Origin of the sequence: Shewanella septentrionalis (assembly GCF_025370265.1) — a bacterium.
In the GTDB taxonomy this organism is placed as follows: domain Bacteria; phylum Pseudomonadota; class Gammaproteobacteria; order Enterobacterales; family Shewanellaceae; genus Shewanella; species Shewanella hafniensis.
Map to the genome: position 1 here is coordinate 76,828 of NZ_JAMTCC010000023.1, position 12,699 is coordinate 89,526.

Genomic DNA, 12,699 nt, shown 5'->3' on the forward strand with positions numbered 1-12,699 from the left:
ATCATGAGCACAGGTACTGTTGTCCAAGTGATTGGCGCGGTTGTGGACGTAGAGTTTCCACAAGATGCCGTACCTCAAGTATATGACGCTCTGAAGATCGTAGGTGAAGGTTCCTGTAATGGTCTGGTGCTGGAAGTTCAGCAACAGCTAGGTGGTGGTGTAGTTCGTACCATCGCTATGGGTTCTTCAGACGGTCTGCGTCGTGGGCTTGAAGTAGTAAACTCAGGTTCACCTATTACTGTTCCTGTTGGTGCCGCCACTCTTGGCCGTATCATGAACGTATTAGGCGAGCCTATTGATGAAGCGGGTCCAATCGGTGAAGAAGAGCGTTATGAAATTCACCGTACAGCTCCTTCATACGAAGATCAATCAAGCTCTACTGAACTATTAGAGACGGGTATCAAGGTTATCGACCTTGTTTGTCCATTCGCTAAGGGCGGTAAAGTTGGTTTGTTCGGTGGTGCGGGTGTTGGTAAAACAGTTAACATGATGGAACTGATTAACAACATCGCTAAAGCCCACTCGGGTCTTTCTGTATTCGCCGGTGTAGGTGAACGTACTCGTGAAGGTAACGACTTCTACTACGAGATGAAAGATTCTGGCGTTCTCGACAAAGTGGCCATGGTTTATGGTCAGATGAACGAGCCTCCAGGTAACCGTTTGCGCGTTGCACTGTCTGGTCTGACTATGGCAGAGAAGTTCCGTGACGAAGGTCGTGACGTACTGTTGTTCGTTGACAACATCTACCGTTATACCTTAGCCGGTACTGAAGTATCTGCATTGTTAGGTCGTATGCCTTCTGCGGTAGGTTATCAACCAACATTGGCTGAAGAGATGGGCGTTCTGCAAGAGCGTATCACTTCAACTAAGACGGGTTCTATTACCTCTGTACAAGCGGTATACGTACCTGCGGATGACTTGACCGATCCGTCACCAGCAACAACCTTCGCTCACTTAGATGCGACTGTTGTACTGTCACGTCAAATTGCTTCTCTGGGTATTTATCCAGCAGTTGACCCATTGGATTCGACTTCACGTCAATTAGATCCTTTGGTTGTTGGCCAAGAGCATTATGACGTTGCTAACGGCGTGCAAACTGTACTGCAACGTTACAAAGAGCTGAAAGACATTATTGCGATTCTGGGTATGGACGAATTGTCTGATGAAGACAAAACAACTGTATTCCGTGCTCGTAAGATTGAGCGTTTCTTGTCTCAGCCTTTCTTCGTAGCAGAAGTCTTTACTGGATCTCCTGGTAAGTACGTTTCTCTGAAAGACACTATCCGTGGCTTTAAGGGTATTTTGAGCGGTGAGTTTGATCACCTGCCAGAACAAGCGTTCTACATGGTTGGCTCAATCGATGAAGTCATCGAGAAAGCGAACAAAAAGAAATAACTAAGTAGTCATACTTAGTTTTTTAAGGAGAACGGGATGGCAGCCATGACAGTACATCTTGATATAGTAAGTGCAGAGAGCAACATCTTCTCTGGTCGTGTAGCGAGTCTACAAGTGACTGGTTCTGAAGGTGAGTTAGGCATAATGCATGGCCATGCTCCTTTGCTGAGTTATATCAAACCTGGCATGGCGCGCATCGTCAAGCAAGACGGCAGTGAAGAAGTGTTTTACCTTTCAGGTGGTATTCTGGAAGTGCAACCTTCTTCTGTCTCCGTATTGGCTGATGTGGTTATGCGTGCCAAAGATATTGATGAGCAAGCGGCATTAGAAGCTAAGCGTCGTGCAGAAGCCCATATGGCAACTGCTGGCGCTGACTTCAATTATGACGCGGCTATGGTTGAGTTAGCTAAGGCTATGGCTCAATTACGTGTTGTTGAAACCATCAAGAAAAACATTGCCAGATAAGGTTATTGTTTGTGAAAAAAGGCGACCATAGGGTCGCCTTTTTTGTGGGTGTCATTTGGGTAAGCGTGTATTTGATTTCTTCTTATCACTATCCGCTTCGCTTTTCGATGTGCTTTCCGTTAAAATTGCGCCACTAATACGACCTCAGTTTTTCACCCTCTTGGGTATTTGTTCAAGGATATGGCAATGGCATTAAATGTAGTGATCTTAGCGGCTGGCAAGGGAACACGGATGCGTTCTGATCTTCCTAAGGTATTACATCCCATCGCCCACAAGAGCATGGTGCAACATGTCATCGATACCGCCCATAAAGTGGGTAGTGACGCGATTCAGTTAGTCTACGGTTATGGTGCTGACAAGCTACAAGCCAGCTTAGGTGAGCAACAACTCAACTGGGTATTGCAAGCTGAGCAATTAGGTACGGGTCATGCGGTTGCGCAAGCGAGCCCGCATATTGCTGACAATGATACTGTGCTCATTCTTTATGGCGATGTGCCGCTTATACAACAATCAACTCTTGAAGCCTTACTCGCTGCTCGCCCTGAAAATGGTGTGGCTATCTTAACGGTGAATTTAGCCAATCCTATGGGTTATGGCCGTATCGTCCGTACTCCTTGTGAAGGTCAAAAACAAGGTAAAGTCGTTGGTATTATTGAGCAGAAAGATGCTACAGCAGAGCAGCTACTGATCAACGAAATCAATACCGGCATCATGGCCGTTCCAGGTAAACAACTTAAAGCTTGGTTGAGCCGTTTATCCAACAACAATGCCCAAGGCGAATATTATCTAACGGATATTATTGCCATGGCGCACGCTGATGGTGTTGCTATTGATACTGCCCAACCACAATCTGCGATTGAAGTGGAAGGCGCCAATAACCGCGTGCAACTGGCGCAACTTGAACGCTCTTATCAAGCCCGTGAAGCCGAAAAACTGATGTTGGCGGGAGCGAACCTGCGCGATCCAAGCCGTATCGATATCCGTGGTGACGTCACCGTCGGTATGGATGTGATGATCGATATCAACGTGATATTCGAAGGCAAAGTGACCTTAGGTAATAATGTCACTATTGGCGCTGGCGCGATTTTAATCGATTGTGAGATTGCCGATAACGCTGAGATCAAACCTTACTCTATTATCGAAGGCGCTAAGCTTGGCGTTGCTGCCAGTGCTGGTCCATTTGCTCGCTTACGTCCTGGCGCAGAGCTTAAGCAAGATGCGCACATAGGTAACTTTGTTGAAGTGAAGAAAGCAGTCATAGGCGTGGGTTCTAAGGCTGGACACTTAGCCTATTTAGGCGATGCCGTTATAGGTGATGGCGTTAATATTGGCGCTGGCACTATTACTTGTAATTATGATGGCGCGAATAAGCATCTTACCGTTATCGAGGATAATGTTTTTGTTGGCTCGGACACTCAGCTGGTGGCACCTGTCACTATTGGTAAAGGCGCAACCTTAGGCGCTGGCTCAACCATTACCCGCGATGTGGGTGAAAATGAGTTAGTTATTACCCGTGTTAAACAAAAGCACCTGACGGGTTGGCAACGTCCAGTCAAAATTAAAAAGTAGTTTATTTAACTCAACTCATTATCTATAAAGCGGCCATGTGCCGCTTTTATATTTAGTCAGATTGTTGGAAATTCGATTCGTTTAATTCAGATGAAAAACAATAAAAGCCACATAATTAAGGTTGATTTAATCATGTTGTGGTAATTGCAATCTATTGGTTTTAAACAGATTTAGATTTATATCACAGCTAATTGTAAATTCGTGTAAAGAAGATTAAATAAAAACACTTCTCATTTATATTGCCTGCAATTCTAAGACGAAAGGTCTAATTGAGGTGTTGGCAATGGTATTTAAATATTCAGTTTTAGGTTTGGCCGTAGGTTCGGCATTAATGGCTATGCCAGTGTTGGCAGAGGTGGCTAGCGACGCAAATATCGAGCGCATTAATGTTACTGGCCGCACTTTTAACGATTATAAAGTGGGTACAGCATCAGGCGCCATGCGCGGTGATATTGACTTAATGGATACCCCACAATCAGTTAATGTGATCCCCGATTTTGTCACGGACGAACAGCTGGCGACTAACCTCGCTGAAGTGTTAGTTAACGATTCGAGCGTGACGGCAGGAACGACACGCTGGAACCGCCAAGTTTTTAGCATCCGTGGCTTCGAGTTAGATTCTGGTAATGGTTATCTCATCAATGGCCATCAGCAATGGTCCCATTACGTACAACCCATCGAAACCCTGCAGCAAGTTGAAGTGTTAAAAGGCCCTTCGAGCATGTTGTATGGTCAATCTGGCCCTGGTGGTTTAGTGAATATGGTCACTAAGAAACCAACCTATGATTCAATGCTTAACTTAGGTTTTGATACCGATGGCTACGGTTCTACCCGTGCACAGCTCGATGCGGGTGGCAGTTTAAACGAAGCACAAAGTATTCGTTATCGCGGTGTGTTAGTGAAGCAAGATACAAAATACTGGCGTGAGTATTCCGCTAATGATGAGAACCAAGAGCGCGATCGCTGGTTAGGTTATCTCAATATGGAATTTGACCTAAGCGACGATTTGTTACTGTCGGTTAAATACGACCATACCCAAGATAAAGCAGGTATCGATGCGGGTGGGTGGTTAGATAAACAAGGTAATGTCATTGGCGAACGTAAAACCGTTTGGGATGCGCCTTGGGCCTTTACTGACAATACAGTGTCAAACTTAGGTGCCGATCTGACTTGGCATATGAGTGACAACTGGAAAGTCAAAGCGGGTTATAACGAGCAGCAGTTTAATCGCCAACGTTTTGATTCTGCGCCGCAATATACAGAAGACCCATTCACCAAAGGCTATAGCATCAAGCCATTTGATCGTTACGACGATTGGCAGCATAAAACCGCTTATGCCGATTTCACCGGTGAATTTGCATTAGCAGGTATGGAGCATCAGTTGTTAATTGGCGCCAATTACCTAGATTATTATTATGGTCAGTATATTGATAGATACGTTGATGATGCGACTAAAGGCACTATTACAGTTGTTCCTGGCCAGCCTATAGTAAAACCCGATTTAGATTATCATCGAGATACCACTAAATATGAAAGTGAATACAAGTACTACGGTTTCTATCTGCAAGACTTGATAACCATTAACGAACAATGGAAATTGCTCGCTGGGGTTCGTTATGACGAACAGAAAAAAGATGGACTTGGTGAAAACAGCTATGCCGTATCGCCTAAATTTGGGGTGATCTACTCACCAGCGGATAACGGTAGTGTTTATGTTAACTACTCTAAGAGCTTTACACCACAAGCTGGTATTACCGACCCTTTAAATGTTAATCATGATACTAACCTAAAACCAGAATATGGCATTCAATATGAAGTCGGTACTAAGTGGGAACTGTTTGATGACAGCTTGCTATTAACTGCTGCAGTATTTGATATCACGCTGGAGAATATCTCAGTAACTGAGCTACTTACATCAAGTGACCCACGAAGTGAAGATGGAAAATACACTTCAATCACCACCCAAGGCGGTGAGCAAAAACACCGTGGTTTTGAGGTGGGAGCACAGGGCAAACTTGGTGATAGCTGGTTTGTGACATCATCTATGATGTACTTAGATGCTGAGTATCAAACTGGTGATATTCGTGAAGGTAAAACACCAATCGATGCCCCTGAATGGTCGGCAAATATTTGGACTCGTTATGAAGTGACCGATAACTTTGCGATGAACTTTGGTGCTATTTATGTGGGTGAGCGTTTTGCCGATACCAATAATACCATCAGTAAAGACAGCTATGTGCGCTTCGATATAGGTGCAGCCTACACTATGGATATCATGGGTAAAGATGTGAGCCTTCGTGCCAATGTCAGAAACCTATTCGATACTGAATATTTAGATGGTGGCAGCGATAAGATGGTGACTATTGGCCAAGATCGTAACTTTAGTGTTGCCGTCGAAGCTAAGTTTTAAATTTATTAGGTTTTAAATTCATTTAAAGCCGCTTGTCCTTAAAGGATAAGCGGCTTTTTTTATTGGCTGATGTTTAAGTTCACTATTACAGAACGATAAAAAATACGCCGCAACATGCGAAACAGTGTTTCGAATACTAGCAAAAAAGTTTCGTTTCACTATAATGCATCTTTCGAATCGAAACTTACCTGAAAGGTTTTATGAACAAACGAAACACACAGCAGCGTCGCCACAGCATAATCACCATATTGAACGAACAGGGTGAAGTGAGTGTTGATGAACTGTCGTTACGTTTTGAAACTTCAGAAGTGACTATTCGAAAAGATCTGGCTGCGCTTGAGAAAACTGGCCTGCTGCTGCGCCGTTACGGTGGCGCCGTGGCGATTCCTGACGAAGTGACCCAACAGTTTTCTGCCAAAATCGCGCCTAATAAGCTGTCTATTGCGAAAACCGCAGCGCAGCTGATCAAAGATCACAATCGCATCATTATCGATAGCGGCACTACGACTTCTGGCTTGATTGAACAGCTGAACGATAAGCGTGGGCTGGTGGTCATGACGAATGCATTGCACCTTGCCAATGCCATCCATGAACTTGAAAACGAGCCAACCTTATTGATGACCGGTGGTACTTGGGACCCGCATTCTGAATCCTTTCAAGGCCAAGTCGCCGAGCAAGTGTTGCGCTCATATAACTTCGATCAACTGTTTATCGGTGCCGATGGTATCGATCTTGAACGCGGCACCACTACCTTTAACGAGTTAACTGGCCTAAGCAAAGTCATGGCCGAAGTGTCCCGCGAAGTGATCGTTATGGTGGATTCAGACAAAATCGGCAAGCGGATCCCTAACTTAGAGTTGCCGTGGGCTAAAGTCAGTGTGTTGGTCACCGACGATCGTATCGACAAGTGTGCGCTAAAACAAATTTCAGATCAGGGCGTGCGAGTCATGCTAGCGCCCTACGCTCAATAGTGAGCGAAAAAAGCTAAACAACTTCATTTTTAATTTATAGGTAAAGACTATGTGTGGAATCGTAGGCGCCGTGGCGCAAAGGGATGTGGCTGAAATTCTGGTAGAAGGCTTACGCCGCTTAGAATATCGCGGATATGACTCCGCAGGCGTTGCCGTTATTCACAATGGTGAACTCAATCGCACGCGCCGCGTTGGCAAAGTACAAGAGTTGTCGGCTGCGCTTGAAACTGACCCATTAGCAGGCGGAACCGGTATCGCGCACACTCGTTGGGCGACTCACGGTGAGCCGAGTGAGCGTAATGCTCATCCGCATTTATCGGAAGGTGATATTGCCGTGGTGCACAACGGTATTATCGAAAACCACAATAAACTGCGCGAAATGCTTAAAGGTTTAGGCTATAAATTTAGCTCAGATACCGATACCGAAGTGATTTGTCACTTAGTACACCATGAGCTGAAAACCCATAACACTCTACTTGGTGCTGTACAAGCCACAGTTAAACAACTCGAAGGTGCCTATGGCACAGTCGTTATTGACCGTCGTGATAGTGAACGTATGGTGGTGGCTCGCTCTGGTAGTCCATTGGTGATTGGTTTTGGTCTAGGTGAAAACTTTGTCGCTTCAGATCAACTCGCCTTATTACCCGTCACTCGCTCATTTGCTTTCCTAGAAGAAGGTGATGTGGCCGAAGTGACCCGTCGCAGCGTGAGTATTTTCGACTTAAACGGTAATGCCGTTGAGCGTGAAGTCAAAGAATCTGAAATTACCCACGATGCCGGTGACAAAGGCGAATATCGCCACTATATGCTGAAAGAGATTTACGAGCAGCCATTGGCACTGACACGCACTATCGAAGGCCGTATCGCCAACAAGCAAGTGTTAGATACAGCCTTTGGTGATAACGCTGCTGAGTTCTTAAAAGATATCAAACACGTGCAAATCATCGCCTGTGGTACTAGCTACCATGCGGGCATGGCGGCACGTTACTGGTTAGAAGATTGGGCTGGCGTATCGTGTAACGTCGAAATTGCCTCTGAGTTCCGTTACCGCAAGTCGCACTTATTCCCAAATAGCCTATTGGTGACGATTTCACAATCTGGTGAAACTGCTGATACTTTAGCGGCCATGCGCTTAGCGAAAGAAATGGGTTATAAAGCCACATTGACGATTTGTAATGCGCCTGGTTCATCACTGGTTCGCGAATCTGACATGGCTTACATGATGAAAGCCGGCGCAGAGATTGGCGTGGCATCCACTAAAGCGTTCACTGTACAGCTTGCTGGCTTGTTAATGTTGACTGCGGTGATCGGTCGCCACAATGGTATGTCTGATCAAATGCAGGCCGACATTACTCAAAGCCTACAATCTATGCCAGCTAAAGTGGAACAAGCTTTAGGCTTAGATGCTGCGATTGCTGAATTGGCGGAAGATTTTGCCGATAAACACCATGCATTATTTCTTGGTCGTGGCGATCAATACCCGATTGCGATGGAAGGCGCGTTAAAGCTGAAAGAGATTTCTTACATTCATGCTGAGGCCTATGCCTCTGGCGAATTAAAACACGGCCCATTAGCGCTTATCGATGCCGATATGCCTGTGATTGTCGTTGCGCCAAACAATGAATTGCTCGAAAAACTGAAATCGAATGTTGAAGAAGTGCGTGCTCGTGGTGGACTCATGTATGTGTTTGCCGATGTGGATGCCGAGTTCGAGTCGGATGACACGATGAAAGTGATACCAGTGCCACACTGCGATATCTTTATGGCGCCGCTGATTTACACTATTCCGCTACAGCTATTGTCGTACCATGTTGCGTTGATCAAAGGTACCGACGTGGATCAACCACGCAACCTAGCAAAATCTGTAACAGTAGAATAAATATAAGCATTTAAATAAAAACCGCCTTTATTGGCGGTTTTTATTTAGATTCACAACAAAACGACGCTTAACTTACAGCAATAGTAAATGCTGGTGGCTTAGCTTTCTATGCTGGAATGGCATCTAGCTCGTGCTGCTTTTTTGCCTCAATGCGTTTCCATACTTTGTCGTGGAAGTAAAACACCACAGTGTTAATCGCGGGTTCAACTAAGGCCACTGCGCCGCCGACGATCACACTGCCGGTTAATAAATAGGTTACGGTAAAAGCGACGCTAAAATGCAGTACGGCAAAAGTGAGTGTCTTAGTCATGATCTTGTCCTCTAAATAGGCTCCCAGCAGGAATGCCTATATGATAACAATTCTCATTAAAATTAAAAGCCGTGTTTTCAGATTAGTTTAAACGGTTTTATCTATTTATCCGTTGTAAAAAACATAAAGCCCTCACTCAGGAGGGCTTTGGGTTGCTAGCAGTAAAGTAAAGCGCTGCTAATAAACTAGTAATGCCAAGGGAAGGCGGAGAAATCTTGATCGCGTTTCTCGAGGAAGGCATCGCGCCCTTCCTGCGCTTCGGCGCTCGCATAGGCTAAACGCGTCGCTTCACCGGCGAATAATTGCTGGCCGACCATACCATCGTCAGTCATGTTGAAACCGTATTTAAGCATACGCATAGCCGTAGGCGACTTAGAGTTAATCTCTTTGCCCCACATTAATGCCTCGGTTTCTAGCTCTACATGGGGAACGGATTTATTGACCATACCCATGTCGAAGGCTTCATCGGCGCTGTAGTTAAAACCACAGAAGAAGATTTCGCGGGCACGTTTTTGACCTATCATCTTGGCGAGATAAGCGCTGCCATAACCTGAGTCGAAGCTCGCTACGTCGGGATCAGTCTGCTTAAATATCGCATGTTCTTTCGAGGCTAAGGTTAAGTCGCACACTACGTGTAAGCTATGGCCGCCACCTACCGCCCAACCCGGCACAACGGCGATGACCACTTTAGGCATAAAGCGGATCAAGCGTTGCACTTCTAATATATGTAACCGTCCCATTCTGGCTTGATCGGCTTTACCTTCTTCGGCGCCTTCATATTTATAGCCATCTTTGCCGCGAATACGCTGATCGCCACCCGAACAGAACGCCCAGCCACCATCTTTTGCCGAAGGACCGTTACCCGTAAGCAGTACACAACCTACATCAGACCATTGGCGCGCATGATCGAGTGCGATAAATAACTCATCAACGGTTTTAGGTCGGAAGGCGTTGCGGCACTCAGGGCGGTTAATGGCAATGCGAACTGTGCCGTGGGCTTTGGCTCTGTGGTAGGTGATGTCGTCAAATTGAAATCCACTGACTTCATCCCATAAGGTGGGATCAAAAATGTCTGATACTTGTTGGGTCATGATTTATAGGCCTTTGTGCTGTAATGCTTCAAAGGCTAGGCGGAATCATATATAAGGTCAATCACCAAAGCCTAAAGCTTAGCGCTATATAGCAAAATCCCGTTTGCCTATGAGTCCGCGATGGTTAGAGGTGATCACAGAGATAAAGCTGATTATCTTTACTGAACACTGGATGTTCAGGCGCCCTAGTGCCGCAATAATTAGCTTTAAAGTCGGCAATAGACTCGGGTGTCATGGGTATCTGATTAAAGGCTTCGAGTTCTAATGTTGATAAACGCTCAACGATGTCGGTTCTTACCTTAGCCAATTGATGGTCAATTTTTATGATCTTTGTTCCCGTCATAGAGTCAACTTTATTCTCTATTTTTTTGACCATAGCCTCAGTCTTTGCAATAGGAGCATCTAATTTATCTGTTTCTGTGTATAAGTAATACAAAGCACCCGCGAGTAGCGCCAATATGAGCCAACCTTTCATCTTTTAGTCCAACATAAGTGAATAACCATTAAGAATATGGGTATAATAAGCTAGTTTTCGTCCAATATTAAAGCAGTAAAAGGCTGTAACGATGAACTCAGAATCTAACAACAAGGACTATTCGAAAACCAATCGAATTAAGATTCACCAGCCAGATGCGAGTAAAGCGGATCGCTTTAACCCTCGTAATCGGATTTATGTCCGAGCAATCGACGGTTTGTGGAGTAGCTTACGTCGCCGTATGGGCTGGATTGCCATGTTATTTTTCCTGCTTTTACCTTGGATCCCTTGGGGCGACCGTCAAGCTGTATGGTTTAACTTAGGCGAACAAAAGTTTCACGTCTTCGGTTTAACGATTTGGCCGCAGGATCTCACCTTGCTCGCAGCGTTGTTTATGATAGCTGCCTTTGCGCTGTTTTTTGTGACCACCTATCTTGGCCGCGTTTGGTGTGGATACACTTGCCCCCAAACAGTATGGACCTTTATGTTCATCTGGTTCGAGGAAAAACTTGAAGGTGCGCGCAATAAACGCATTAAGTTAGATCAAATGCCATGGAGCTTTGACAAACTCTGGCGTAAAACGGCAAAACATACGGCTTGGTTATTGCTCTCACTGATGACGGCGATGACCTTTGTGTCCTATTTCGTGCCGAGCCGTGAAGTTTATGTCGACGTCTTTACGCTTAATGCTTCTGGCGGTATCTACTTCTGGGTCGTGTTCTTTACACTTGCTACATACGGCAATGCGGGTTGGATGCGTGAAATCATGTGTATCCACATGTGCCCTTATGCGCGTTTCCAAGCGGCCATGTTCGATAAGAATACTTTTATCGTGGGTTACGATACTAAACGTGGTGAGACTCGTGGTCCGCGTTCGCGTAAAGATGACCCCAAAGAGCTAGGCCTTGGCGACTGTATCGACTGTGACTTATGTGTGCAGGTATGTCCTACTGGTATCGATATTCGTAACGGTCTGCAATATGAGTGCATTAACTGCGGTGCTTGTATCGATGCCTGCGACCAAACTATGGATCGTATGGGTTACGAGAAAGGGCTTATCAGCTATACCACTGAGAACAAGTTAGAAGGTATAAAGCAAAAAGTACTGCGACCTAAGCTTGTCGGTTATGGCGTGGTATTGATGGCGATGATATTAGTCTTTATATACTCCAGTGCGACCATAGCACCTGTGCGTATGGACATCATTCGTGATCGTAACCAGCTCTATAGAGAGAATAACCAAGGTTTGATTGAAAACACCTTCACCTTGAAGATTCTTAATAAGACTGAGCAATCCCACGAATACACTATGAGTGTCGAAGGATTGGACCACTATAAATGGTACGGTCCAACTTCGGTCACAATTGCGGGTGGTGAAGTATTAACGTTACCTATAAGTGTCGGCATCGATCCGGTTGAGCTTTCTCGTTCAGTTACTGACATCGAGATCAAAGTGAAAACCCATATCGACGGTGAAGAAGTCGAAGTTGAGCAAGAAACTCGCTTCTTCAGTCCATAAATAACAGTATTTATGATGATCTAATTGAGTGAGACTCATAAAGATTGCCAGACTTAATCGAGATAAAGGGGCTTTTTAGCCCCTTTTTTATACGTATCGTTTGATAAGTAAACGTCTAAACCATTAATCGTTATTTTCCTACAAAAAGCCCTTGCGCACTTTCTCAATCTCCCTATAATGCGCATCCACTGACACGGCAGACAGCGAAAGCAAGCTGGCGAGTTAGATTGAATTGAATGGCTTACTCTCTGTTGAGAATGGCAATTAATTCAAGCGCAGCAAGAAGTTGAAAAAACTCCTTGACGCGAAACGGGAAATGCGTAGAATACGCAGCCCTAGCCAACTGGACGCGTTCGGCGCTCAGTGTGGTACTCAGGTCCTCTTACGGATATTGAGTTGCTCTTTAACAAGATAAAACAAGAAATCTGTGTGGACACTCACAGGTGTTGAGTTAATCGAAACTGCTAACCTTCGGGTTGGCAGTCAAAAATTTAAATCAATGTAACAATGAGTGTTCATAGCAATATGTACAGTTTGTTTTAGCCCTTCTTTTATAAGGAGTGCGAGAAACAAAAAAATCAGAATTCATTGAGCCGCTGAAGTCGTAAGACGGAA

The 12,699-nt window shown here is 45.1% G+C and carries 10 protein-coding genes; 7 read left to right on the top strand and 3 right to left on the bottom strand.

What is annotated here, in order from left to right; genetic code table 11:
* Window positions 1–3: 3 nt before the first annotated feature.
* From atpD to glmS, 6 genes are all read left to right on the top strand, one after another.
* Window positions 4–1,395, top strand: coding sequence for a F0F1 ATP synthase subunit beta (atpD, locus tag NE536_RS14280; RefSeq protein WP_106648796.1), 1,392 nt, complete (start codon window positions 4–6; stop codon window positions 1,393–1,395).
* A gap of 36 nt (window positions 1,396–1,431) precedes the next feature.
* On the top strand, window positions 1,432–1,860 hold the full coding sequence (locus NE536_RS14285) for a F0F1 ATP synthase subunit epsilon (protein ID WP_063883851.1): 429 nt from the start codon (window positions 1,432–1,434) through the stop codon (window positions 1,858–1,860).
* 186 nt (window positions 1,861–2,046) lie between these two features.
* Window positions 2,047–3,429 (top strand): bifunctional UDP-N-acetylglucosamine diphosphorylase/glucosamine-1-phosphate N-acetyltransferase GlmU, encoded by a 1,383-nt coding sequence (gene glmU, locus NE536_RS14290; RefSeq protein ID WP_261273095.1) that lies wholly within the window; start codon window positions 2,047–2,049, stop codon window positions 3,427–3,429.
* Window positions 3,430–3,712: 283 nt separating this feature from the next.
* Window positions 3,713–5,839 (top strand): TonB-dependent receptor, encoded by a 2,127-nt coding sequence (locus tag NE536_RS14295; RefSeq protein ID WP_261273096.1) that lies wholly within the window; start codon window positions 3,713–3,715, stop codon window positions 5,837–5,839.
* Between the two features lie 200 nt (window positions 5,840–6,039).
* Window positions 6,040–6,810, top strand: coding sequence for a DeoR/GlpR family DNA-binding transcription regulator (locus NE536_RS14300; RefSeq protein WP_261273097.1), 771 nt, complete (start codon window positions 6,040–6,042; stop codon window positions 6,808–6,810).
* 49 nt (window positions 6,811–6,859) lie between these two features.
* Window positions 6,860–8,689: a glutamine--fructose-6-phosphate transaminase (isomerizing) gene (glmS, locus tag NE536_RS14305; protein ID WP_261273098.1), complete on the top strand. Its 1,830-nt coding sequence runs from the start codon at window positions 6,860–6,862 to the stop codon at window positions 8,687–8,689.
* Window positions 8,690–8,795: 106 nt separating this feature from the next.
* Here glmS and NE536_RS14310 read toward each other — a convergent pair whose 3' ends face one another.
* From NE536_RS14310 to NE536_RS14320, 3 genes are all read right to left on the bottom strand, one after another.
* A complete protein-coding gene (locus tag NE536_RS14310; RefSeq protein WP_006079349.1) occupies window positions 8,796–8,999 on the bottom strand; it encodes a DUF2061 domain-containing protein in 204 nt (67 codons plus the stop codon).
* 185 nt (window positions 9,000–9,184) lie between these two features.
* Window positions 9,185–10,090: a 1,4-dihydroxy-2-naphthoyl-CoA synthase gene (locus NE536_RS14315; RefSeq protein WP_261273099.1), complete on the bottom strand. Its 906-nt coding sequence runs from the start codon at window positions 10,088–10,090 to the stop codon at window positions 9,185–9,187.
* A 124-nt stretch (window positions 10,091–10,214) separates the two neighbouring features.
* On the bottom strand, window positions 10,215–10,565 hold the full coding sequence (locus NE536_RS14320; protein ID WP_220591558.1) for a hypothetical protein: 351 nt from the start codon (window positions 10,563–10,565) through the stop codon (window positions 10,215–10,217).
* 91 nt (window positions 10,566–10,656) lie between these two features.
* Here NE536_RS14320 and ccoG point away from each other — a divergent pair, with 91 nt between their 5' ends.
* On the top strand, window positions 10,657–12,084 hold the full coding sequence (ccoG, locus tag NE536_RS14325; protein WP_006079352.1) for a cytochrome c oxidase accessory protein CcoG: 1,428 nt from the start codon (window positions 10,657–10,659) through the stop codon (window positions 12,082–12,084).
* Window positions 12,085–12,699: the final 615 nt, after the last annotated feature.

Bases quoted from the DNA above. Each gene is read 5' to 3' on its own strand.
- atpD (WP_106648796.1), top strand. From the start codon at position 4: ATGAGCACAGGTACTGTTGTCCAAGTGATTGGCGCGGTTGTGGACGTA.
- NE536_RS14285 (WP_063883851.1), top strand. From the start codon at position 1,432: ATGGCAGCCATGACAGTACATCTTGATATAGTAAGTGCAGAGAGCAAC.
- glmU (WP_261273095.1), top strand. From the start codon at position 2,047: ATGGCATTAAATGTAGTGATCTTAGCGGCTGGCAAGGGAACACGGATG.
- NE536_RS14295 (WP_261273096.1), top strand. From the start codon at position 3,713: ATGGTATTTAAATATTCAGTTTTAGGTTTGGCCGTAGGTTCGGCATTA.
- NE536_RS14300 (WP_261273097.1), top strand. From the start codon at position 6,040: ATGAACAAACGAAACACACAGCAGCGTCGCCACAGCATAATCACCATA.
- glmS (WP_261273098.1), top strand. From the start codon at position 6,860: ATGTGTGGAATCGTAGGCGCCGTGGCGCAAAGGGATGTGGCTGAAATT.
- NE536_RS14310 (WP_006079349.1), bottom strand. From the start codon at position 8,999: ATGACTAAGACACTCACTTTTGCCGTACTGCATTTTAGCGTCGCTTTT.
- NE536_RS14315 (WP_261273099.1), bottom strand. From the start codon at position 10,090: ATGACCCAACAAGTATCAGACATTTTTGATCCCACCTTATGGGATGAA.
- NE536_RS14320 (WP_220591558.1), bottom strand. From the start codon at position 10,565: ATGAAAGGTTGGCTCATATTGGCGCTACTCGCGGGTGCTTTGTATTAC.
- ccoG (WP_006079352.1), top strand. From the start codon at position 10,657: ATGAACTCAGAATCTAACAACAAGGACTATTCGAAAACCAATCGAATT.